This is a genomic window from Micromonospora sp. CNZ297 (assembly GCF_007827625.1).
Genome location: NZ_VISU01000003.1, coordinates 162,483 through 185,161 on the forward strand (window position 1 = coordinate 162,483; position 22,679 = coordinate 185,161).

Annotated in this window: 23 protein-coding genes; 8 read left to right on the top strand and 15 right to left on the bottom strand. The window is 74.4% G+C overall.

What is annotated here, in order from left to right; translation table 11 throughout:
• Positions 1-112: 112 nt before the first annotated feature.
• Positions 113-2,269, top strand: a complete 2,157-nt coding sequence (locus tag FB454_RS07020; RefSeq protein WP_013285429.1) for an elongation factor G-like protein EF-G2 — start codon at positions 113-115, stop codon at positions 2,267-2,269.
• Between the two features lie 164 nt (positions 2,270-2,433).
• Here the strand turns inward: FB454_RS07020 and FB454_RS07025 are convergent, their stop codons facing one another.
• The 4 genes from FB454_RS07025 to thrS form a co-directional block, all read right to left on the bottom strand.
• Entirely contained in the window at positions 2,434-3,435 is a 1,002-nt protein-coding gene (locus FB454_RS07025; RefSeq protein ID WP_052166144.1) for an aldo/keto reductase, read from the bottom strand.
• Between the two features lie 263 nt (positions 3,436-3,698).
• Positions 3,699-4,322 (bottom strand): CG0192-related protein, encoded by a 624-nt coding sequence (locus tag FB454_RS07030; protein WP_030270303.1) that lies wholly within the window; start codon positions 4,320-4,322, stop codon positions 3,699-3,701.
• Between the two features lie 32 nt (positions 4,323-4,354).
• A complete protein-coding gene (locus FB454_RS07035; protein ID WP_013285426.1) occupies positions 4,355-4,915 on the bottom strand; it encodes an HIT family protein in 561 nt (186 codons plus the stop codon).
• A 120-nt stretch (positions 4,916-5,035) separates the two neighbouring features.
• Positions 5,036-7,054 (bottom strand): threonine--tRNA ligase, encoded by a 2,019-nt coding sequence (gene thrS, locus FB454_RS07040; RefSeq protein WP_030270305.1) that lies wholly within the window; start codon positions 7,052-7,054, stop codon positions 5,036-5,038.
• 203 nt (positions 7,055-7,257) lie between these two features.
• On the opposite strand from thrS, the gene FB454_RS07045 reads away from it, so the two are divergent.
• The gene (locus tag FB454_RS07045; protein ID WP_145822677.1) at positions 7,258-8,205 is read left to right on the top strand and encodes a DUF1775 domain-containing protein; all 948 of its coding nucleotides are present in this window, start codon (positions 7,258-7,260) and stop codon (positions 8,203-8,205) included.
• Between the two features lie 110 nt (positions 8,206-8,315).
• On the opposite strand, the gene FB454_RS07050 is transcribed toward FB454_RS07045, so the two are convergent.
• Entirely contained in the window at positions 8,316-9,245 is a 930-nt protein-coding gene (locus FB454_RS07050; RefSeq protein ID WP_013474848.1) for an ADP-ribosylglycohydrolase family protein, read from the bottom strand.
• A gap of 73 nt (positions 9,246-9,318) precedes the next feature.
• Here FB454_RS07050 and FB454_RS07055 point away from each other — a divergent pair, with 73 nt between their 5' ends.
• Entirely contained in the window at positions 9,319-10,008 is a 690-nt protein-coding gene (locus FB454_RS07055) for a response regulator transcription factor (RefSeq protein WP_013285422.1), read from the top strand.
• Positions 10,009-10,037: 29 nt separating this feature from the next.
• Positions 10,038-11,429, top strand: a complete 1,392-nt coding sequence (locus FB454_RS07060; RefSeq protein ID WP_176739827.1) for a HAMP domain-containing sensor histidine kinase — start codon at positions 10,038-10,040, stop codon at positions 11,427-11,429.
• A gap of 460 nt (positions 11,430-11,889) precedes the next feature.
• Here FB454_RS07060 and FB454_RS07070 read toward each other — a convergent pair whose 3' ends face one another.
• Positions 11,890-12,915 (bottom strand): adenosine deaminase, encoded by a 1,026-nt coding sequence (locus tag FB454_RS07070; protein ID WP_013285420.1) that lies wholly within the window; start codon positions 12,913-12,915, stop codon positions 11,890-11,892.
• Positions 12,912-13,703, bottom strand: a complete 792-nt coding sequence (locus FB454_RS07075) for a trans-aconitate 2-methyltransferase (protein ID WP_145822678.1) — start codon at positions 13,701-13,703, stop codon at positions 12,912-12,914. The genes FB454_RS07070 and FB454_RS07075 overlap by 4 nt, the downstream gene beginning before the upstream one ends.
• 84 nt (positions 13,704-13,787) lie before the next feature.
• On the opposite strand from FB454_RS07075, the gene FB454_RS07080 reads away from it, so the two are divergent.
• Positions 13,788-14,771, top strand: a complete 984-nt coding sequence (locus tag FB454_RS07080; RefSeq protein WP_013474845.1) for an aldo/keto reductase — start codon at positions 13,788-13,790, stop codon at positions 14,769-14,771.
• 82 nt (positions 14,772-14,853) lie between these two features.
• Positions 14,854-15,045: a hypothetical protein gene (locus FB454_RS07085; protein ID WP_013285417.1), complete on the top strand. Its 192-nt coding sequence runs from the start codon at positions 14,854-14,856 to the stop codon at positions 15,043-15,045.
• Positions 15,046-15,126: 81 nt separating this feature from the next.
• Here FB454_RS07085 and FB454_RS07090 read toward each other — a convergent pair whose 3' ends face one another.
• The 7 genes from FB454_RS07090 to FB454_RS07120 all read right to left on the bottom strand — a co-directional run bounded on the left by FB454_RS07090 (position 15,127) and on the right by FB454_RS07120 (position 19,408).
• On the bottom strand, positions 15,127-15,330 hold the full coding sequence (locus FB454_RS07090; protein ID WP_007075740.1) for a cold-shock protein: 204 nt from the start codon (positions 15,328-15,330) through the stop codon (positions 15,127-15,129).
• A 287-nt stretch (positions 15,331-15,617) separates the two neighbouring features.
• Complete coding sequence (locus tag FB454_RS07095; protein WP_013285416.1) at positions 15,618-15,890, bottom strand: DUF4235 domain-containing protein; 273 nt, start codon at positions 15,888-15,890, stop codon at positions 15,618-15,620.
• Positions 15,887-16,228 carry a DUF3618 domain-containing protein gene (locus FB454_RS07100; RefSeq protein ID WP_013285415.1) on the bottom strand — a complete coding sequence of 114 codons (342 nt, stop codon included), beginning with the start codon at positions 16,226-16,228 and terminating at the stop codon, positions 15,887-15,889. The genes FB454_RS07095 and FB454_RS07100 overlap by 4 nt, the downstream gene beginning before the upstream one ends.
• Positions 16,225-16,659 (bottom strand): phage holin family protein, encoded by a 435-nt coding sequence (locus FB454_RS07105; RefSeq protein WP_013285414.1) that lies wholly within the window; start codon positions 16,657-16,659, stop codon positions 16,225-16,227. Before FB454_RS07105 ends, FB454_RS07100 begins: the two co-directional genes overlap by 4 nt.
• Before the next feature lie 228 nt (positions 16,660-16,887).
• Positions 16,888-18,084 carry a mechanosensitive ion channel family protein gene (locus FB454_RS07110; RefSeq protein WP_013285413.1) on the bottom strand — a complete coding sequence of 399 codons (1,197 nt, stop codon included), beginning with the start codon at positions 18,082-18,084 and terminating at the stop codon, positions 16,888-16,890.
• A gap of 77 nt (positions 18,085-18,161) precedes the next feature.
• Complete coding sequence (locus FB454_RS07115) at positions 18,162-18,983, bottom strand: DUF1206 domain-containing protein (RefSeq protein ID WP_013285412.1); 822 nt, start codon at positions 18,981-18,983, stop codon at positions 18,162-18,164.
• Between the two features lie 65 nt (positions 18,984-19,048).
• Positions 19,049-19,408 carry a hypothetical protein gene (locus FB454_RS07120; protein ID WP_013285411.1) on the bottom strand — a complete coding sequence of 120 codons (360 nt, stop codon included), beginning with the start codon at positions 19,406-19,408 and terminating at the stop codon, positions 19,049-19,051.
• A 99-nt stretch (positions 19,409-19,507) separates the two neighbouring features.
• On the opposite strand from FB454_RS07120, the gene FB454_RS07125 reads away from it, so the two are divergent.
• Together FB454_RS07125 and FB454_RS07130 are read left to right on the top strand one after the other, a co-directional pair.
• Positions 19,508-20,734 carry a cysteine desulfurase-like protein gene (locus tag FB454_RS07125; protein WP_145822679.1) on the top strand — a complete coding sequence of 409 codons (1,227 nt, stop codon included), beginning with the start codon at positions 19,508-19,510 and terminating at the stop codon, positions 20,732-20,734.
• Positions 20,731-21,018, top strand: coding sequence for a GNAT family N-acetyltransferase (locus FB454_RS07130; protein ID WP_145822680.1), 288 nt, complete (start codon positions 20,731-20,733; stop codon positions 21,016-21,018). The genes FB454_RS07125 and FB454_RS07130 overlap by 4 nt, the downstream gene beginning before the upstream one ends.
• 45 nt (positions 21,019-21,063) lie before the next feature.
• Here the strand turns inward: FB454_RS07130 and FB454_RS07135 are convergent, their stop codons facing one another.
• The gene (locus FB454_RS07135; RefSeq protein WP_071095799.1) at positions 21,064-22,563 is read right to left on the bottom strand and encodes a glycoside hydrolase family 3 protein; all 1,500 of its coding nucleotides are present in this window, start codon (positions 22,561-22,563) and stop codon (positions 21,064-21,066) included.
• Between the last annotated feature and the right edge of the window lie 116 nt (positions 22,564-22,679).

A 22,679-nucleotide genomic window follows, 5' to 3' on the forward strand; every position in this document is an offset into this window, starting at 1 on the left:
TCCCGTCCAGCAGGAGATCACCGGAAGATATCGCCGCGGCGCCCGTCCCGGGTCCGCTCCCCCGTCGCCCGCGGCGGTCGCCACCACCACCGGTTGAGGGAGGTGCGCCGCGATGGCGCAGAAGAACGAGAAGGGTGTCACCGGCGGCGCGCCGGTGGTGACCGAGCCCGGCAGGGTTCGCAACGTGGTGCTCGTCGGGCACTCCGGTGCCGGCAAGACGACGCTCGTCGAGGCGCTGCTGGCCGCCAGTGGCACGATCGGCCGGGCCGGCGCCGTCACCGAGGGCACCACCGTCTGCGACCACGACCCCGCCGCCGTACGCCAGCAGCGTTCGGTGAGCCTGGCGTGCGCCCCGCTGGTGCACCGCGACGTCAAGGTCAACCTGCTGGACACCCCGGGATACGGCGACTTCGTCGGCGAGCTGCGCGCCGGGCTGCGCGCCGCCGACGCGGCCCTGTTCGTGGTCTCCGCCGTCGACGGCATGGACGCCGCCACCGCCGCCCTCTGGGAGGAGTGCGCCGCCGTCGACATGCCCCGGGCGGTGGCCGTCTCCCGGCTGGACCACCCGCGCGCCGACTTCGACGAGGCCGTGGCGCTGTGCCAGCGGGTCTTCGGCGACAACGTGCTCCCGCTCTACCTGCCCATGCTCGGCGACGACGGCGAGTCGGTGGCCGGGCTGATGGGGCTGATCACCCGCCGGGTGTTCGACTACTCCGGCGGGCTGCCCGCGGCGGTACGCGAGCCGGACCCGCAGCACCTGCCGGCCATCCAGGAGTCCCGCGACGAGCTGATCGAGGGGATCATCGCGGAGAGCGAGGACGAGACCCTGATGGACCGCTACCTCGGCGGTGAGGAGATCGACCCCGAGGTGCTGATCACCGACCTGGAGACGGCTGTCGCCCGCGGCCACTTCTACCCGGTGGTGCCGGTGTGCGCGGAGACCGGCGTCGGCCTGGACGCGCTGCTCGACGGCCTGGTCGCGGCGTTCCCGTCGCCGCTGGAGCACGACCTGCCCGCCGTCACCGGTGTGGACGGCTCGCCCCGCCCGCCGCTGACCTGCGACCCGGACGGCCCGCTCGTCGCCGAGGTGGTCAAGACGACTGTCGACCGGCACGTCGGGCGGGTCTCGCTGGTGCGCGTCTTCTCCGGCACGCTCCGCCCCGACCAGGTGATCCACGTGTCGGGCCACGGCATGGCCGAGCGCGGCCACCCGGACCACGACGCCGACGAGCGGGTCGGCCACGTCTACAGCCCGCTGGGGGCGACGCTGCGCGAGGTGCCCGCCTGCGTCGCCGGTGATCTGTGCGCGATCACCAAGTCGGGCAGCGCGGAGACCGGCGACACCATCTCGGCCAAGGACGACCCGCTGCTGATCGCGCCCTGGGAGATGCCGGAGCCGCTGCTGCCGGTGGCGATCGTGGCGCGCAGCCGGGCCGACGAGGACGCGCTGGCCCGCAACCTGTCCCGGCTGGTCGCCGGCGACCCGACGCTGCGGCTCGAACGCAACCCGGAGACCCACCAGCTTGTGCTCTGGTGCATGGGCGAGGCGCACGCCGACGTGGTGCTCGACCGGCTGCGCGGCGGCGGCGTCGAGCTGGACACCGAACCGGTCCGGGTGCCGCTGCGCGAGACGTTCACCGCCGCCGCGCGCGGGCACGGCCGGCACGTCAAGCAGTCCGGCGGCCACGGCCAGTACGCGGTCTGCGACATCGAGGTGGAGCCGCTGCCCCGGGGCTCAGGCTTCGAGTTCGTCGACCGGGTGGTCGGCGGCGCGGTCCCGCACAACTACATCCCCTCGGTGGAGAAGGGGGTACGGGCGCAGATGGAACGCGGCCTGATCGCCGGCTGCCCGGTGGTGGACCTGCGGGTGACGCTCGTCGATGGCAAGGCGCACAGCGTCGACTCCTCCGACGCGGCGTTCCAGACCGCGGGCGCGCTGGCGCTGCGCGACGCCGCCGAGAAGGGCCAGCCGGCGCTGCTGGAGCCGGTCGACGAGATCACCGTACGGGTGCCCGACTCGTCGGTCGGCGCGGTGATGGGCGACCTGTCCGGGCGGCGTGGCCGGGTGCTCGGCACCGAGCCGGACCCGGATGCCGAGGGCCGCACGCTCGTCCGCGCCGAGGTGCCCGCGACCGAACTGCTGCGGTACGCGGTCGAGCTGCGCTCGATGACGGCCGGCACCGGCACGTTCCGCCGCGAGTTCGCCCGCCACGACCCCATGCCCGCCCACCTCGCCGACCAGGCCCGCAAGGAGTCCACCACTCGCTGACCCCGCCGCCCTCCCCCACCCGCGCCCGCCCTCCCTCGCCCTCCCCCGCGATCTTGCACTTGCGGCCCCCGCAAAGGGGGCATTCCCGACAACATGCGGGCCACAACTGCAAGATCGCCGCCGACGAGGGCGGGGTGGCGGAGCGGGTGGCGCGGGAGGCTCGGTCAGGGGCGGACGGCGGGGACCGGGGGCATCGGCCAGTGGGGGCGATCGGCGTCCCGGAGCGCGGCCGAGCGTACCGCCGCCAGTTGCCGCTCCACCTCGGCGAACTGGTCCGGGGCGAGCGGGCCCCGGGCCAGCGCGGCCGCGTTCTCCTCGACCTGCGCGACGGTACGGGCACCGGGGATCGGCACGGCCCGGTCGCTGCGCGCCCAGATCCACCCGATCGCCCCCTGGGCCAGGGTGCGTCCGTCGGCGGTCAGCGCGTCGCGCACGGCGGCGACCCGGCGCAGCCACTCCGGGGCGGGCCGGCCGCTGCGGAACCACTCCAGCCAGGTCGGCCCGAGTCCGCGTACGTCGTCGCGGGGCAGCGTGGACTCCGGCGTGTACTTGCCGGTGAGCAGACCCATCCCGAGCGGCCCCCGGGCGAGGCCGGCGAGGTCGTGCTTGTCGCAGGCGTCGAGCATGGCCGGGGCGTCCCGGAGCACCGACAGCGCGTGCTGCACGGCGGCGGCGCCGCGGGCGACCTGCGCGAAGGCGGCGGCCCGGTCGGCCCGGTCGGTGCTCCACCCGTACGCCCGGATCAGGCCGGCGTCGACCAGGTCGTCGAGCGTGCCGATGAGCGCCTCGGCCCGGGGCAGCGGCAGGTCGCCCAGGTGCAGTTGGTAGAGGTCGATGCGGTCGGTGCCCAGCCGGCGCAGCGAGCCGGTGACCGCCCGGCGCAGGTAGTGCGGCGAGGCGTTCTCGCCGGTGGCCTGCCGGGTCCGCTCGTCGAACGTGTAACCGAACTTCGTGGCGATCACCGCCTCGTCACGCCGGCCGGCGAGCGCCCGGCCGAGCACCCGCTCGCCGTGCCCGGCGCCGTACGTGTCGGCGGTGTCGAACAGGGTGACGCCGAGGTCGAGCGCGCGGCGGACGGCGCGTACCGACTCGTCGTCGTCGACCCGGCCCCAGCCCAGCGGCCGGGCACCCTCGGCCCACGGGCCGCCGATCGCCCAGCACCCCATGCCGAGGGCGCTCACCTCGATGCCGCTGCGCCCCAACTGTCGCGTGTCGACTGCCACCGCCGCATCCTGTCACCTTCCCGGCGTACACGGGCCGATTCCTGACCCCTGAGCAAGGTCGCGGTCACGCCGCGTGACGCCCGGCGGTGCACGGTCGTGGTGAACGCGATATGCCTCAGAGTCATGAATATGCCTCTGAGGCATATCGGTCCGCTGTCGTCCCTTCGATCCGGCTCCGATGAGGAACGCCGCCGCCCGGCGAGCCGTCAGCGCGCGTACGCCAGCAGCACCGGCTCGTCCTGACCCGGCCAGGCGCCGGCGAGGCCGCCCGCCTCCGGCACGTCGGCCGGTACGGGCCGCCGGACCACCGCCAGCTCGACGTCCCCCACCCGGACCACCGTCACGCCGCCGTCACCCGGACCTGCCGAAACCGGACCCGTCGGCACCGGACGGGCGGTACGGCTGCCGGTCAGCGTCATGCTCACCGGGCGCACCTCGCGCTTCCCGTCGACCTCGAAGTACTCCTCGGCCTGACCGGCGTCGGCGAGCACGGCGGCGGCCAGCAGCGGCGCGTACACCGGGTCGCCGCAGGCGTCGTACGCCCAGCGGCGGCCGAGGACCGAGTGCTCGATGACGCCCACCAGGTGCTCGTCCGCCCCGGCCAGCGGCGCGCCCCGGTAGGTCAGCGGCACCTGGAGCACCGGGCCGTCACCGGCGCGCACGAGCAGCGTCTCGATGCCGACCTCGCCGGCCGGGTCGTCGAACCGGTACGCCGCGACGCGGGTGACCGGCGCGCCGGCCTCGCCGGCGAACCACTGCCGGCCGGGCAGCCAGCCGGCGAGCAGCTCCAGTTTCGAGGGGCGCAGTTCCGCGCGGTGCAGGAGAGCCATGCGCGAGATCGTACTGTCGGGGCGGGCCCCCGTCAGGCCGCCGCCCACGCCTTGGCGAGCAGCTCCCGGGTGTCGGCGAGCAGTTGCGGCAGCACCTTCGTCCGGCCGATCACCGGCATGAAGTTGGCGTCGCCGCCCCAGCGCGGCACCACGTGCTGGTGCAGGTGCGCGGCGATGCCCGCGCCCGCCACGCCACCCTGGTTCATGCCAAGGTTGAAGCCGTGCGCGCTGGAGACGTGCCGGACCACCCGCATGGCGGCCTTGGTGAACGCGGCCAGCTCGACCGTCTCCGGCTCGTCCAGCTCGGTGTAGTCGGCCACGTGCCGGTAGGGGCAGACCAGCAGGTGCCCCGGGTTGTACGGGTAGAGGTTGAGCACAGCGAAGACGTGCTCGCCGCGGGCGACCACCAGGCTCTCCTCGGCCGGCAGGCCGGGCGCGAGGCAGAACGGGCAGCCGGCCGGCTTCTCGTAGCCGCCCTCGGGACGGTCCTCGCCGGAGATGTAGGTCATCCGGTGCGGCGTCCAGAGCCGGTCCAGCCCGTCCGCCAGACCGTCGTCGCCGCCGTACCCGGTGTGCCGCTCCGCCCCTGTCACACAGGCGATCCTACGATCCGGGCCGGGCCGCCGCCGAACCGCGCCGCCGCCCGGGCGGCGCGGTCGGCGCGGTCGGCGCGGTCGGCGCGGTCGGCGCGGTCGGCGCGGTCGGCGGAGCGTCTACTCGGCGGCGGTGGCGGTGGGGCCGGCGTTGGTGCGCGACTCCACCACCTCGCGGACGTGCGCCACCGCCTCGTCGACCGGCACGCCGTTGCGCTGCGAGCCGTCCCGGTAGCGGAACGAGACGGTGCCGGCGGCCACGTCGTCGTCACCGGCGATCACCATGAACGGGATCTTCTGCTGCTGCGCGTTGCGGATCTTCTTCTGCATCCGGTCGTCGCCCAGGTCGACCTCGGCCCGGATGCCGTGCCGGCGCAGCGTCGCGGCGAAGTCGACCAGGTAGTCGCCGTGCTCGTCGCGGATCGGGATGCCGACCACCTGCACCGGCGCCAGCCAGGCCGGGAACGCGCCCGCGTAGTGCTCGGTGAGCACGCCGATGAACCGCTCGATCGACCCGAACTTGGCGCAGTGGATCATCACCGGCTGCTGCCGGGTGCCGTCGGCGGCCTGGTATTCCAGCCCGAAGCCCTTGGGCTGGTTGAAGTCGTACTGGATGGTCGACATCTGCCAGGTCCGGCCGATCGCGTCCTTGGCCTGCACGGAGATCTTCGGGCCGTAGAACGCCGCGCCGCCCGGGTCCGGCACCAGTTCCAGGCCGGTCTCCAGCGCGCACTGCTCCAGTACGGCGGTCGCGGTCGCCCAGTCCTCGTCGGAGCCGACGAACTTGTCCGGCTTCGACTCGTCGCGGGTCGACAGCTCCAGGTAGAAGTCGTCGATGCCGAAGTCGCGCAGCAGGCTGAGCACGAAGCCGAGCAGGTGCTTGATCTCGGACGGCGCCTGCTCGCGGGTGCAGTAGGAGTGTGAGTCGTCCTGGGTGAAGCCGCGTACCCGGGTCAGGCCGTGGATCACGCCCGACTTCTCGTACCGGTAGACCGTCCCGAACTCGAACAGGCGGATCGGCAGCTGCCGGTAGGACCGCCCGCGCGACCGGTAGATCAGGTTGTGCATCGGGCAGTTCATGGCCTTGAGGTAGTAGTCGCTGCCCTCCATCTCCATGGGCGGGAACATCGTGTCCTTGTAGTAGGGCAGGTGTCCCGAGGTGTGGAAGAGACCTTCCTTGGAGATGTGCGGCGTGCCGACGTAGTCGAAGCCCTCCTCGACGTGCCGCGCCCGGACGTAGTCCTCCATCACCCGCTTGAGCACGCCGCCCTTGGGGTGGAAGACCGGCAGGCCGGACCCGATCTCGTCGGGGAAGCTGAACAGGTCGAGGTCCGCGCCGAGCTTGCGGTGGTCGCGGCGGGCGGCCTCCTCCAGAAGCTTCAGGTACGCCTTGAGCTCGTCCCGGGTCGGCCACGCGGTGCCGTACACGCGCTGGAGCTGCGGGTTCTTCTCCGACCCGCGCCAGTACGCGGCGGCCGAGCGCATCAGCTTGAACGCGCCGATCAGCCGGGTGTTCGGCAGGTGCGGGCCCCGGCACAGGTCCGACCAGCAGACCTTGTCCTCGTTCGCGGCGAGGTTGTCGTAGATGGTCAGCTCGCCGCCACCCACCTCCATCACCTCGGAGGAGTCCAGCCCCTCCCCCTTGACCTCGATCAGCTCCAGCTTGTACGGCTCGGCGGCCAGCTCGGACCGCGCCTCGTCCAGGTCGGCGAACCGGCGGCGGCGGAACCGCTGGCCGGACTTGACGATCTCCTGCATGCGCTTCTCGAGCTTGGTCAGGTCGTCCGGCTGGAACGGCTTGTCGACGCCGAAGTCGTAGTAGAAGCCGTTCTCGATCGGCGGGCCGATGCCGAGCTTCGCGTCCGGGAAGACGTCCTGCACGGCCTGGGCCAGCACGTGGGCGGTGGAGTGGCGCAGCACGTTCAGCCCGTCCGGGCTGTCCAGCGTGACCGGCTCGACCGCGACGTCCTCGGCCGGGCGCCAGTCCAGGTCACGCAGCTGGCCCTGCGGATCGCGGACCACCACGATCGCCTTCGGCCCGCTCATCGGCAGGCCGGCCGCGGCCACCGCGTCGGCCGCCGTGGTCCCGGCGGCGACGACGACGGGGTCGGCCACGACGGGGGTACGGGGTGCGGACACGGTGACTCCTGTCGTCGACGGTACTGGTGGGCCGGTGACCGGCCCCTGCGATGCTATCGGTCGCCCGGACCCGGACCGCCGCCGACGCCGGTGCCCGTCCTCGGCGAGTTCCGTGCCGTGTTGAACCTTTTCGCCCCGCCGCCCGAACTACCAGGTGGGGCCGGAGCCGGTGCCGACCCCAGCCGAGAAGGATGGGGACGACCATGAGGATGATCCGTCAGGGCCGGTGGGCGGCTGCGCTGCTGGCGGCCGTACTCGCCGGGACGGTGGGCTGGCCGGGCGCGGCGAACGCGGCCGGGGTGACCGTCACGACCTCGCCCGCCCAGGTACGCCAGGGCGAAGCGATCGAACTGTCGGTGCTGGTCCCGGCGGACAAGCCCGGCACCCGGACCACCCGGATCGAGCTGACCATGCCCGCGGACGCCCCGATCGGCGAGGTGTACCCGCTGTCGGTGCCGGACTGGGCGCCGACCATCACGACCCGCACGCTCGACCAGCCGGTCCCCGGCATGCACGCGGCCGAACTGAACCAGGTGACCCACTCGGTGAGCTGGCTGCGGATGCCCGGCACCGGCACCGGGGCGGCCCGGCTGCCGCTGGGCATGGGACCGATGCCCGCCACCGACCGGCTCACGTTCACCGTGACGCAGACGTACGACGACGGCACTGTGGTCCGATGGGCGGACCCGGCGGGTGGCGCGCACCCCGCGCCGACGCTCGACCTGCTGCCGCCGCTGCCGGGCACCGTGACGCACGACGGCGGCGCCGGTACGAACGGCGGCGCGCACGGCGGTCACGGCGCCGCGGGTGCCCCCGGCGATGCCGGTGGGGCGCAGGGCGGCGCACCGGGCGGCACGGCACCGGCGGCCGGTGCGGCGGACGACGGGCCGAGCGCGGACCTGCTGCTCGGCGGCGGCCTGCTCGCCGGGCTGGCCGGTGGCGCGGCGATCGGCTGGCTGCTCAGCCGCCGCCGGCGCGACACCATGACCCTCCCGCCCGACGACAGCCCTTCCCCCGACGAGCCCGCCGCCACCGGACGCCCGGACACGGACCCCCGCTCCGGCTCCCCCGAGCCGGCCCCCGCCCCCGCCGCCGACGTCCCCGCGACCGTCGAGCCCGTCCCCGCTGGTGGTGCGCGCCGGAACGCATGATCGACTCCACCTCGCCGAGGTGGCTGCATCCCTCCGCCGTCGACCCCGCCACTTCCCCGAACCGGCGCGCGCACCCACGACCACCACGGCCGGCGAGGGAGGGCGGGCGGTCAGGCGGGAGTGGGGAGCCAGGTGGGGAGCGGCTCGCGGGCGGTCAGCCAGCCCTCCGGCACGCCGCCCGGCGCGCCCACCCCGGTGTACGCGGCAACGATCCCGCCCACGATCGCGGCTGTGGTGTCCACGTCGCCGCCCGCCTCGACGCAGGCGCGGATCGCGGCGGGGTAGTCGTGCAGCAGCGTGGCGGCGACCCAGAGCGTGAACGGCACGGTGTCCTGCGCGGTGACCCGGGAGCCGTTGCCGAGCGCGTCGGCCGCCTCGGCGGCGGAGTGACCGAGCAGCGCGGCGGCCCGGCGTACGCCCCGGTGCACCTCACCGGCCGGGTCGAGCGCCCCGGCGACGGCGGTGAGCAGCCGGGCCGGGTCGGGGCGGCCGCCGTCGAGGCGGGCGCGGGCGGCGAGCGAGGCGGCGACCGCGACCGCCACCGCACCGGCGACGCCCTCCGGGTGGGCGTGTGTCACCTCGGCGGAGGCGCGGGCCTGCTCGGCGGCGCGGCGGGTGGAATCGGCGTGCCAGGCGCCGAGCGGCGCGACACGCATGGCGGCGCCGTTGCCGCAGGAGCCCTGCCCGTCGAACGCGGACGCGGCGGCCACCGGCCAGGGCGTGCCGGTGCGGATCAGCCGCAGCACCGTCACCGCGCCCGGCCCGTACCCCCGGTACGGCTCGCAGCGCTGCGCGAACGCCAGCGCCAGCCGGTCCCGGTCGATGCGGCCGTCGGCGGCCAGCTCGGCCACCACCGAGCACGCCATCTCGGTGTCGTCGGTCCACTCCCACGGCGGCGCGGGCAGCCGCCCGGCGGCGAGGTCGTCCGGGTGCCGGCCGGGAACGAAGAACTGGGAGCCGAGGGCGTCGCCCACCGACAGGCCGGCCAGCGCGTCGCGGGCGAGCGTGAGGCGGGTGTCGGGGAAGAGCGTGAACGTCATCGCCGTCCCAGCTTGCCCGGTTGGCCGGACCGCCGCAACGCGACCGGCTTGCCACGCCGAGTACGGTGCTGACGTGGCAACCGTCCTGCTGGTCGAAGACGACCACGTCGTGCGCGGCGCCATGCTGCGGTCGCTGACCGACCGGGGGCACGCGGTGCACGCCGTCGGCACCGCGCTGGACGCACTGCGCCGGGTCGCCGCGGAGACGCCGGACCTGGTGGTGCTCGACCTCGGCCTGCCCGACCTGGACGGCTCGGACGCGCTGCGCATGCTGCGCGGCATCACCGATGTGCCGATCATCATCGCCACCGCCCGCGACGACGAGCAGTCGGTGGTACGGCTGCTGCGCGCCGGGGCGGACGACTACATGGTCAAGCCGTTCACCGGGGCGCACCTGGACGCCCGGATCACCACTGTGCTGCGGCGGGCCGGCCGGGCCAGCCGTACCGTCGCGCCGGCCGTGCACACGGTCGGCGGCCTGCGGGTGGACGTGGGCGAGCGCAGCGCGGTGCTGGACGGGGAGGCGCTGGCCCTGACCCGCAAGGAATTCGACCTGCTGGCGTATCTCGCCGCGCGTCCCGGCCGGGTAGTGTCCCGGCGGGAACTCTTGGAGGAGGTATGGCGGCAGCCATCGGTCGGCGAGGACCAGACCATCGACGTTCACCTGTACTGGCTCCGCCGCAAAATGGGCGAGTCCGCGGCGAAGCCGCGCTACCTGCGCACCGTGCGGGGGGTCGGCTTCCGGCTGGTGGCGCCGGACTGAGGTTCAGCCTCGCCGGGCTCACCGCGGGGCTGTGCGGCCTGATCGCGCTCGCCTTCCTCGTCCCGCTCGGGTTCACCCTCGCCGACCGCACCCGCGAGGCGGAGCTGGCCGACGCCGCCCGCCGGGCCGCGCTGGTGACCGGCGCGCTGGCGGTCAGCACGGACACCGCGACGATCGAACGGGCGGTGGCCGCCGCGGCCGGCGACGATCCGGCCATGCGGCCGGTCGTGCACGGCATCGGCGCTGACGAGTCGGCCGGCCGCGCGAACCCGCAGGTGCTCGCCGACGCCGCCGCGCAGCGGCGGTCGGTGGTGACCGAGGTGGACGGCGGGGTGCTGCGGCTGGACCCGGTGGTGCTGGGTGACCGGGTCGCCGTGGTGGAGGTCTTCGTCCCCGACGAGGTGCTCGACTCCGGCGGCGGCGGGCGGTGGCTGCTGCTGCTCGCGATCGGCCTGGCGCTGGTCGGCGCGGCGGTCGCCGTGGTCGACCGGGTGGCGGCCCGGGCCGTGGACGCCACCGGCGACCTGGTCAAGGCGGCGCTCGCGGTGGGTGACGGCGAGCTGGGGGTACGGGTCGAGCCGACCGGCCCGCGTGAGCTGGCCGAGGCCGGGCACGCGTTCAACCGGATGACGGAACGACTGGTGGCGCTGCGCGCCGACGAGCACGAACTGGTCGCCGACCTGTCGCACCGGCTGCGTACGCCGCTGACCGCGCTGCGGCTGGACGCCGAGGCGCTGGAGTCCGACGACACGAGCATCGGCACGTTCAGCGAGGCGGAGCTGGACCGGCGGCGCGGCATCCGGCGTATCCGGCAGGCGATCGTCACGCTGGAGGGCGAGGTCGACCAGCTCATCAAGACGACCCGCAAGGCGGTCGCCCAGGAGTCGGCGCCGGCGTCGTGCGACGTGAGCGAGGTGGTCCGGGACCGGATGGTCTTCTGGTCGGCACTGGCGGGTGACCAGAACCGGCCGCACCGGGTGGTCGGTGCCCAGTTGCGGATCCCGGCGCCGGTGCCCCGCGCCGAGCTGGCCGCCGCGCTGGACGCGGTGATCGGCAACGTGTTCCGGTACACGCCGCAGGGCACCGCGTTCGAGGTGGCGGTGAGCCGCCGGGACGGCTGGGTGGCGATCCGCATCGACGACGCCGGGGCCGGCATCGCCGACCCGGACCGGGCGTTGCGCCGGGGCGAGAGCGACAAGGGCTCCACCGGGCTCGGGCTGGACATCGCCAAGCGGGTCGCGTTGCAGGCGAACGGTTCGGTGAGCATCGACCGGGCCCGGCTCGGCGGCGCGAGTGTGGTGATGCTGCTGGCCGACCCCGACGCGGCGCCCCGGCCGGTGAACCGGTTCGGGCTGGTCGGGCGGATGGCCCGGGAGGCACGCGAGCCGCGTCCCGGGCGGCGCTGGCCGCGCCCGCGCTGACCGCTGACTGTGTACGGGCGCAAGTTCTCCTTAAAGGTGGTTTAACGACGGCCGGAAAACCGGCGTGAACTGCCAGGATCGCTGACAGAACCCATCAGTTCCGTCGGCCGGGACGCCCCGTAAGACCTTCCGGCCGACGGATCATGCGCGCGGCGGGAGTCCGGTCCCCCCACACCTCGCTCCCGTCGCGCGCGCTCTCCCGTCGATCCCGGGCGCGAGGTGACCGTCATGCCACCGGCCGTCAGTCGTCTGCTCCGCTGGGCCGCCGTCATCGGCCTGGGCATCGCACTCACGCTCGCGGTCTGGCAGGACCCGGTCCTCGCGCACGGTCCCGTCCGGCCCGTACCCGTCGCTCCCGGTCCCACCGCCGCGCTCGCCGCGCTGGCGCTGTCCGGGCTGATGCTGACCGCGCGGCGCCGGCCGCCTCGGGGATCGCGACGACCGGCACCGGTACGGCCGCTCAGCGTGCCGCGCTCGCCAGGTACGCGTCGATCTCGGCGGTGATCCGGGCCTGCTCGGCCGGCGTCAGGAACGCCGCGGCCACCGCCTCCCGAGCCAGCGCGGCCACCCCGTCCGGGCCGAGCCGCAGCAGCCGGGCGGCCACCGCGTACTCGTCGTTGAGCGTGGTGCCGAACATCGGCGGGTCGTCGGAGTTGATGCTGACCGGCACGCCGGCCTCGACCAGCAGCGGCAGCGGGTGCGCGTCCAGGCTGGGCACGGCCCGCGTACGCACGTTGGACGTCGGCGAGATCTCCAGCGGGATCCGCCGCTCGGCGAGGTGGGTCAGCAGCGCCGGGTCCTGCGCGGCGGAGATGCCGTGGCCGATCCGCTCGGCGCCCAGTTCGCGCAGCGCGTCCCAGATCGTCTCCGGGCCGGTGGTCTCGCCGGCGTGCGGCACCGAACGCAGCCCGGCCGCCCGCGCCTGGTCGAACCACGGCTTGAACTGCGGCCGGGGCACCCCGATCTCGGGGCCGCCGAGGCCGAAGCTGATCAGCCCGTCCGGTCGTTCGTCGAGTGCGATCCGCAGCGTCTGCTCGGCGGCGGGCAGGCCGGCCTCGCCGGGGATGTCGAAGCACCAGCGCAGCGCGATGCCGAAGTCGGCCTCGGCGCGCTTGCGGGCGTCCTCGATCGCCTCGCAGAACGCCGGCGCCGGGATGCCGCGGTTGACGTGCGAGTACGGCGTCACGGTCAGCTCGGCGTAGCGGACCTGCTGGCGGGCCAGTTCCCGGGCGACCTCGTGGGTGAGCAGCCAGACGTCGTCGGCGTCGCGGATCAGGTCCACGACGCTGAGGTAGACCTCGATGAAGTGGGCGAAGTCGCGGAACGCGAAGTAGTCGGCGAGCGCCTCCGGGTCGGCCGGGACCGGGCTGCGCCCCTCGTGCCGGGCGGCCAGCTCGGCGACGATCCGGGGCGAGGCCGAGCCGACGTGGTGCACGTGCAGCTCCACCTTGGGCAGTCCGGCGATGAAGGTGGGCAGGTCGGTCACGAGTTCTCCTCTGCGCGGGCGCCGGTGCGGGCCACCATGAAGATCCGGCGGAACGGGAAGTACACCTGACCCTGCCGCACCGGGTACGCCTGCGCGAGCCGTACCCCCAGCTCGGCGCGGAAGGCGGCCCAGCCGGCGGCGTCCAGCGCGGCGCGGACCGGGCGCAGCGCGGTGCCCTCCATCCAGGCCAGCACCGGGTGGTCGGCGCCGGCGGCGGGCAGCAGATGCACGTACGTAGTCTCCCAGGCGTCGACCGCGCAGCCCGCGCCGGTCAGCAGCGTGGCGTAGCCGACGGGCTCGTCGACGGGGGCCTCGCGCAGCTTCCCGGCGAGCGCGTCCCGCCACCGGTCCCGGGCGGCGACGGAGCGCAGCAGCCGGTGCGACGGCGCGTCGAAGTTGCCGGGGACCTGGAACGCCATCCAGGCGCCGGCCGGCAGCGCGGCCGCCCAGCGGCGGAGCAGGTCGCGGTGTTCCGGCACCCACTGGAGCACGGCGTTGCCGACCAGCACGTCCACGTCGGGCTCCGGCCGCCAGTCGCGGACGTCGGCGACGGCGTACGTGACCGGTCCGCCCTCGGCGGTCGCGCGCTCGATCATCTCCGGGGAGGAGTCCAGGCCGGTGACCCGGCTGCCGGGCCAGCGGGCGGCGAGCGTGGCGGTGAGGGTGCCGGGGCCGCAGCCGAGGTCGACCACGGCGCGCGGGTGCTCGTCGCCGACGCGGGCCAGCAGGTCGTGGAACGGCCGGGAGCGCTCGTCGCCGTAGCGCAGGTAGGTGCGCGGATCCCACATGACAGCCTCCAAACCGTACGTACGTCTTGTTAGACCGTACGGCCCGGCGCGCGCCACGGCAAGCCGCTCACTAGGCTCGACCGGGTGGAACAGCGCAGCTTCGACCGGCTCGGCCGGCACGTCGGCATCATCGGACTCGGCGCGTGGCAGCTCGGCGCGGACTGGGGCGAGGTCAGCGAGGACGCGGCGCTCGCCGTCCTGGCCGCCGCCGTCGACGCGGGCGTCACCTTCCTGGACACCGCCGACGTGTACGGCGACGGCCGCAGCGAGGCCCTGATCGGCCGGTTCCTGCGCTCCCGCCCCGGACACGGGCTCACCGTGGCCACCAAGATGGGCCGCCGGGTCGAGCAGACGCCGGAGGCGTACACCCTCGACAACTTCCGGGCCTGGACCGACAGGTCCCGGGCCAACCTCGGCGTCGACACGCTCGACCTGGTGCAGCTGCACTGCCCGCCCACCGCCGTCTTCGCCGACGACCGGGTCTTCGACGCGCTCGACACGCTCGTCGCCGAGGGACGCGTGGCCGGGTACGGCGTCAGCGTGGAGACCTGCGACCAGGCGCTCACCGCCATCGCCCGGCCCGGTGTGGCGAGCGTGCAGATCATCCTCAACGCGGTCCGGCACAAGCCGCTGGAGCGGGTGCTGCCCGCCGCCGCTGCCGCCGGGGTCGGGATCATCGCCCGGGTGCCGCTGGCGAGCGGCCTGCTCTCCGGCCGGTACGACGAGAACACCACGTTCCCGGCGAACGACCACCGCACGTTCAACCGGCACGGCGAGTCGTTCGACGTGGGCGAGACGTTCTCCGGCGTGGACTACGACAGCGGCCTGGCGGCGGTACGCCGGCTCGCGCCGCTGGTCGGCGACGACCGCACGATGGCGCAGTTCGCGCTGCGGTGGGTTCTCGACCAGCCCGGCGTGACTGTGGTGATCCCCGGCGCCCGCTCCCCCGAGCAGGCGCGGCGCAACGCCGAGGCGGCCGGGCAGCCGGCACTGACCGAGGTGGAGCTGGCCGCGGTGCGGGCCACCTACGACGAGCTGATCCGCCCGCAGGTGCACGACCGGTGGTGAGCCGGCCGTCCGGCGCGGCGCCGCCGGGCACGCGCGGCGGCGGGCATGCTGGAGCGGGACTGTCGTCGTCGGAGGGGGAACGATGAGGGGTTGGTTCCGGCTCACCCTGGGGCTGCTCGCCGTGGTGCTCGGTGCGCTGTGGACGGTGCTGGGCCTCGGGTACGTCGAGGGCAGCATCATGAGCGACCAGCGGATCTGGGCGCTGGTCGGCCCGGTGCTGGTCCTGTTCGGACTGGCCGGGCTCTGGTGGGGCATGCGGGCGCGACGCCGCTGAGGCACCGGGTAAGGCGAAGCCCCGCCTCCCGTGCGGGATGCGGGGCTTCCGGCACCGGCCGGCGCGGCCGGTGCGGTCAGCTCAGATGGGGCGGACCTGCTCGGCCTGCGGACCCTTCTGACCCTGGGCGATCTCGAACTCCACCCGCTGGTTCTCCTCCAGCGTGCGGTAGCCGCTGGTCTGGATGGCCGAGAAGTGGACGAACACGTCAGCACCCCCGCCGTCGACGGTGATGAAGCCGAAGCCCTTGTCAGCGTTGAACCACTTCACGGTTCCCTGCGCCATGTGTATCTCCTTCTAAAACTGGCGGCCGAGCACGCCGTGCGGCCGATTGGCCGTTTTCGAGCAGCGGCGCCTGAGGCGGCCCCCAATGCAGGAGACTTCTCTCAACCCACGCGTCTCTCAACAGCGTGAGACAGCAAACCACGTACGCAAAAACTTCGCACAGCCTAGCGGACGAAATTCTCCGACATGTGACCTGAAGGTCGTGCGGACGGCGCTGCGCGGCCCGCCGGAGCCATGCGAAAGGCCCCTTTCCCGCGCTCGGGAAAGGGGCCTTTCCGGCCTTTTCGTCAGTCCGGCCAGCGACCGGTCAGACGGCGTACGCCCACCGCCCCGCCCCTGTCGACGGCGGCCCGCACCACCGAGAAGATGGCCCCCTGCAGGGCCGCGGCGGCCAGCACCTCGCCCCAGCGGCGGTCCTCGTCGGTGGCGCTCGGCGCCTCGCCGTCGCCCGCCGTCACCTTCCAGACCTGACGGAAGATCGCCCCGGCGACGGCACCGGCGGCCAGGCCGAGCAGCACCCCCACCGGCTTGTACGCCGCCTTGCCGACCCTGCCACTCACCTGCGCCTCCCTCGGACGATCACCAGCACCACCGCGGTCACCAGCGCGCCGGCCGCGATGGCCGCCCACGGCAACGGGTTGCGCCCGACCGCCTCACCCTTCTCGTACGCCTGCGCCCGGACCAGCCGGGCCCGCTCCGCCGCCCGCCCGCGCACCCGGGCCGCGGTCAGCGACGCCTGCTCCCGCATCCGCGCCTTCGCCGCCTCGGCGGAGTGCCGCACCAGCGCCTTCGGATCGGCCCTGGCCGCGAGCAGCTCCATCGTCTCACCGAGCTCCACCCGGGTCCGGCGGATCTCCTCCCGGAGCGCCGCCACGTCCCCGGTCCCGTTACCGGTCATGCCCGCCTCCCGTCCTTCACCGCGGCGGTGACCGTGTCGACGTCCGCCCGAACGCTGCGGACCGCCGCCTGGGGCACCGGCGGGACGGCACGGCTGACCTGCTTCTTGCCCACCAGCGCCAGGATCCCGGCGAGCAGGAACAGCGCCACCGCCACGATCAGGGCGGCCAGCCACGCCGGCATGACAAGCGCCAGCAGCAGGATCACGGTGGCGACCAGGGCGCCGGCGCCGTAGAGCGCCATCACCCCGCCGCCGCCGAACAGACCGATCCCGATCCCGGCGTGCTTGCCCTTCTGGGTCAGCTCCGCACGGGCCAGGGCCAGCTCGTCCCGCACCAGGCGGGTGACCTGCTCGGTGGCGCGCTGTACCAGTTCGGCGGTGGACGGCTCGCTCCCGGTCCGCGACGTGCTGCGACTCGCGACGTCAGCCATGCTGTCCTCCTTTCGTCATCACCGCGCTGTATGCCCGGAGTCGCCGCCCGTCAATCCTGCGCGGAGCAGCCGGTCCGCCCGGCCGCGCGCCGCCGGAACCCGGTGCCGGGGCGTGCGCACCACGTCCCCCGCAACGGCCCGGCCAAACCCGCCCGGCCGGAAAGCCGCTCGTACGCGCCGAACCCCCGGCGCCGTGGGCGGCCGGGGGCTCCGATCGGGGGTACGGGGTCAGCGACGCGCCTCGGCGTGCTCCTCCCGGCCCACGAACACCTCGCTGCGGGCCTCGCCGTCGTCGCTGCCGCCGAAGACACGCGCATCGTCGGGCGCCTCGGTGCCGGTCGGGCGGCGTACCGGGCGGCGCGGCTGCACCGCCTGCCAGGGCAGCGGGCCGGTGGCCTCGCCGACCTCGGCGCGCAGCCGGGGCAGGGCGGTCGGGCGCTGGTCGCGTACCCAGGTCACCAGGTGCTCGCGGACCAGGCACCGCAGGTCCCACAGGCTGCCCGCGTCGGCGGCGCTGACCAGCGCGCGGACCTTGACCATGCCGCCGGTCGCGTCGGTCACCTGGAGCACGCAGACCCGGCCGTCCCACAGCTCCGTGCCCTCGCACAGGCGGCGCAACTCCTCCCGCATCGCCTGCACCGGAATCGCCCAGTCCAGCTCGAACTCGGCGGTGCCGAGCACCGCCGCCTCGGTCCGGGTCCAGTTCTGGAACGGCCGGCTGGTGAAGTACGAGGTGGGCAGGATCAGCCGGCGGTCGTCCCAGATCTGCACCACCACGTAGCTGAGCGTCAGCTCCTCGATCCGGCCCCACTCCCCCTCGACCACCACCACGTCGTCCAGGCGTACCGCGTCGCTGAACGCGAGTTGGAGACCGGCGAAGACGTTGGCGAGCAGGCTCTGTGCGGCCAGCGCGGCGACCGCGGCGATGACACCGGCGGAGGTCAGCACACCGGCGCCGACCCCGCGTACGGCCGGGAACGTCATCAGCATCACGCCGACCGTGAGGATCACGATCACCGCGATGGTGAGCCGGCGCAGCAGCACCACCTGCGTGCGCACCCGGCGGGCGTGCCTGTTGTTCGGCACGTCGACCCGGAACCGGGCCAGCGCGGTGTCCTCCGCCACCACCAGCAGCGAGGCCACCAGCCATGCGGTGGCGGCGATCGTCGCCAGCACCAGCGTGTGCAGGACGAACTGCCGCCACGGGCTGCCGACCGCGTACGCGGTGGTGAACCGGACCGCAAACTGCACCGCCGCCACGGTGAGGGCGAGCTGGAACGCGCGGTGCGCGTGCTCGGTCAGCTCGGTCATCAGCAGCGAGCGGCGGCCGAGGCGGCGGATGACGCGGTGCACCACCTGGGCCAGCACCAACGCGATCGCCGCCGCGGCGAGCGCGGCGGCGACTGTCACGACGTAACTCTGCACGAACTCTCTCTCCCTCCGACCGGGCGGGAATCGGGCAAAGGCCCAATGGTGCCCGGCGGCCCGGGTATCGACCAGGATCAGACCTTGCGGTACCGGGACTGGAAGAAGCAGTAGACACCGAACGCGGCGATGCCGAGCGCCATGAGCGCCAGCAGCCACGGCCCGTACGACTGGTCGCGCAGCGTCCGCAGCGCGGCGTCGAGGCCACGCGCCTTCTCCGGGTCGTAGTTCACAGCGGCGACCACGATCAGCAGGCCGGCGATGGCGAACACGGCGCCCCGGGAGGCGTACCCGGCCATACCGAGCCGACGGGTGAGCTGGCGGGTCTTCGGGCTCATCTCGCCGGTCTTGAGGTTGCGCTCGAACTTCTTCTTCAGGCCGTAGACGACCATGCCGATGCCGAGCGCGGCGAGCGCGAGCCCGGCCAGGCCGACCAGCCACCGGCCGCCGTCGGAGGCCATCAGCTTCTCGGAGAGCTGCTGCTGCTGGTCGGAGGCGTTGGAGCTGGCGTCCTGGAAGACCTTGATCGCGGTCCAGCCCAGCCAGACGAACACGACGACCCGGACCACCGAGGCGATCCGTTCGAACAGTCGTTCCTTGCCCGTCCTGGACACGTGGCCGGAGATCGCCTCGAAGGCCTGCCAGATCGCCATGGCGAACAGGCCGACCGCCATCGCGATCAGGAGGAACTTCCCGAGCGGCTGTTCACCGAGAGTGCGCAGCGCGCCGTTCTGGTTTCCCTCCTCGCCCGAGTTCCCGAAGGCGATCTGCAGCGCCAGCCAGGCGAGGAGCAGGTGCACGATTCCGTATCCGATGAAGCCGGCACGGGTCAACAGTTCGAGCCACCGGCTGTTTCGAGCCTGGGCGGCGGTGGCTCCGGCGTTCCGGGTGAGAGACATGAGCCCTCAATCTCCCGACGGGCGATTTTCCAAACGTCGCCGCCCGCCGGGACGGCCGAAACGGATCAGGCGCTGAGGTCGCGGGCGACCCGCACCACCACCTGCTGATCGTTGACGCTGTCCAGGCTGACCTGGAAGCCGGCGACCTCGGTGGCCTGCTGGCCCACTGTGAGCGAGAGCTGTTCCCCGGCGACCTCGACGGTGACCTGGTCGCCTTCGGCGCCGATCAGCTTCGCCTCGACGCCGAGGATCCGGGCGCTGGCCTCCACGCCGCGGTCGAAGGTGATCGTGCAGGCGTCCAGACCGCAGTCGGTCTCGGCGCCTTCGGAGCTGCATCCGGCGAGCAGTGCGGCGCCGAGGGCGAGACCGGCGAGCAGACCGGCGGCGCGACGGGCGGGGGCGGAGGTGGCGCGTCGGATCGTCACCCGTCCAAGGATAGGCGGCGAACGCCACAGCGGCCTCGCGGGCGAGCGCGGGACGGCCACGCCGGGCAGGGCGTCCGGGGTGCGCGCTAGGGTGCCGGAATGGCTTTCGACGTCGCCCGGGTCCGGGCCGCCTACCCTGCCCTGAGCGAGGGATTCGTCCACTTCGACGGCGCCGGGGGCACCCAGACCGCAGCCGCCGTCGTCGAGGCGGTGGCCGGGGCGATGCGCGCCGCGACGGGCAACCGCAGCACCGCCTTCCTGCCCGGGCGGCGGGCGCTGGATCTGGTCGCCGGGGCGCGGGCCGCGGTCGCCGACCTGCTCGGCGCGCAGCCGTCGGGTGTGGTGCTCGGGCCGAGCGCGACAGCGCTGACGTACACGCTGGCCCGGACGCTCGGCGCCGGCTGGCGTCCGGGCGACGAGGTGGTCGTCTCCCGCCTGGACCACGACGCGAACGTCCGCCCGTGGGTGCAGGCCGCGCAGGCGTCCGGCGCCACGGTGCGCTGGGCCGAGTTCGACCCGGCGACCGGTGAGCTGCCCGCCGGCCAGTACGCCGACCTGGTCACCGAGCGCACCCGGCTGGTCGCGGTGACCGCCGGCAGCAACGCGATCGGCACCGTGCCGGAGGTGGCGGCGATCGCCAAGACCGCGCACGCCGCCGGCGCGCTGGTGTGCGTGGACGGCGTGCACTCGGTGCCGCACGGCCCGACCGACCTGGCGTCGCTCGGCGCGGACTTCCTGGTGACCAGCGCCTACAAGTGGTCCGGGCCGCACCTGGCGGCGATGGTCGCCGACCCGGCGCGCTGGGAGGCGCTGCGCCCGGCGAAGCTCGTGCCCTCCGCCGACGCGGTGCCGGACCGGTTCGAGTACGGCACGCCGAGCTTCCCGCTGCTGGCCGGGGTGACGGCCGCGGTGGACCACCTGGCCGGCCTGGACCCGGAGGCGACCGGCGACCGGCGGGAGCGGGTACGCGCCGGGCTGGCAGCCGCGCAGGCGCACGAGGAGGCGGTCTTCGACCGGCTGCTCGCCGGGCTGGCCGACCGCCCGTTCGTGACCGTGTACGGCGCACCGGCGCGGCGCTGCCCGACCGTGTCGTTCCGGGTGGCCGGCCTGGCCCCGGCGCAGACGGCTGCGGCGCTGGGCGAGGCGGGCCTGTGCCTGTCGCACGGCGACTACTACGCCTACGAGTACTTCGAGGGCATGGGCCTGCGGGGCAGCGGCGGGGCCGTGCGGGCCAGCGTCTACCACTACAACACCGTCGACGAGGTGGACCGGTTGCTGGCCGAACTGGACCGGCTGGCCGGGCCCGAGGGGAGAATGATCCGGTGAGCTTTCTGGTCGAGGAGAACACCGCCAAGCGCCGCTTCGAGATCCTGGTGGACGACGCGCTGGCCGGGTTCACCGCGTACACGCTCCGGGGCGAGACGCTCGTGTTCACGCACACCGAGGTCGACGACCGGTTCCAGGGTCAGGGCGTCGGGGCCGCGCTGGTCCGGGGCGCGCTGGACCAGGTCCGCGCCCGGGGCGGCCGGATCGTGCCGCAGTGCCCGTTCGTGGCCTCGTTCATCGAGCGCCACCCGGAGTACGCCGACCTGGTGGCAGACAAGCCGTGAGGCCCGGCCCGGCCGGGGGACCTCCCCACCCGGCCGGACCGGGAGTCAGCGCGCCCCGGTCAGCACCTCGGCGGCGGCCCGTGCCGCCGCGGCGGTGGCGCCGTGGGTGGCCAGGTGCACCGCACCGGTGACCAGCTCGGGCACGCCCAGCTCGACCACCACCGCGTCCGGGCGGGCGGTGAGCGCGCGGCGTACCGCGTCCCGCATCCAGTCGTGGCGGTGCAGGTCGCGCACCACGAGCACCAGCGGCCGGCCGGCGGGCGTCGCGCCCGGGTCGGCCGGTACGGCGTCGGCGGCGTAGCGGGCGGTGGTGGTGCCGGGCGCCAGGTGGGCCAGCGGTGCGGCGATGCCCCACGGCGTCTCCTCGCCGATGGCGATGTTGCGCGGGGGCGCGAACTCCACGACGTGGGCCGGACCGGTCAGCGGCAGCAGCCCGGCGTCGCCGGTGACCCGGACCGCGCGGCGGGCGGCGGCGAGCCCGATCGGTGAGCCGTCGGCGGGCGGCGTGCCGGTGGCCCGGCGGGCGCGTGCGGCGACGCTCCACGCGGCGAGCTGACCGACGCGCTTGGCCGCCTCGGCGAGCCGCTCCTCGGGCAGCTCCCCGCTGATCACCGCCGCGACGATCGCGTCGCGCAGCTCGCGGGCGTCGGCCTCGGTGGCCCGTTCCCCGCCGACGCAGATCGCGTCCGCGCCGGCCACGAGCGCGCGCACGGCGGCACCGGTGAAGCCGTACCGGTCGGCCACCGCGCGCATCTCCACCGCGTCGGTGACCACCACGCCGCCGAAGCCCATCTCCTCGCGCAGCAGGCCGCCGAGCACGCGCGGGCTGAGCGTGGCGGGCAGCTCCGGGTCCAGCGCCGGCACCAGCAGGTGACCGGTCATCACCGCCTGCACCCCGGCGGCCACGGCGGCGCGGAACGGGGCCAGCTCGACCGCGTCGAGACGGGCCCGGTCGCCGCCGATGCGGGGCAGGTCGTGGTGCGAGTCGACACGGGTGTCGCCGTGCCCGGGGAAGTGCTTGGCGCAGGCGGCGACGCCGCCGGCCTGGAGGCCGCGTACCCAGGCGGCGGTGTGCCGGGCGACCAGGTCCGGGTCGGCGCCGAAGGAGCGCACCCCGATGACCGGGTTGGCCGGGTTGGAGTTGACGTCGGCGTCCGGGGCGTAGTCCAGCGTGACGCCGACGGCCGCGAGTTCGGCGCCCAGGTCGCGGGCGACCTCCTCGGTCAGCGCCGGGTCGTCGACAGCGCCGAGCGCGTAGTTGCCGGGACGGGAACTGCCCCGGGCGGACTCGATCCGGGTGACGTCGCCGGCCTCCTCGTCGATCGCCACAATGACGTCGGGCCGCTCGGCGCGCAGGTTCGCGGTGAGCGTGGCGACCTGCTCGTGGTCGACGACGTTGCGGGCGAACAGGACCACCGAGCCGAGGCCCTCGCCGAGCCAGCGGCACACCCACGGCGGCGGTGTGGTGCCGACGAACCCCGGTTGCAGGACGGCGGCGGCGAGCGCCGCCAGGTCTCCGGTCGATCCCTCGGTCCGCTCGCTCATGTGCTGTCGTACCCCCGTCTCCCCCACGGACCCGCCGGGGCCGGCGGGTGCTGACATGGTCACACCGCGCAGCTAAATAGTCAACAATCCTTACTGTTAGCCGCTGGCGCCCCCGG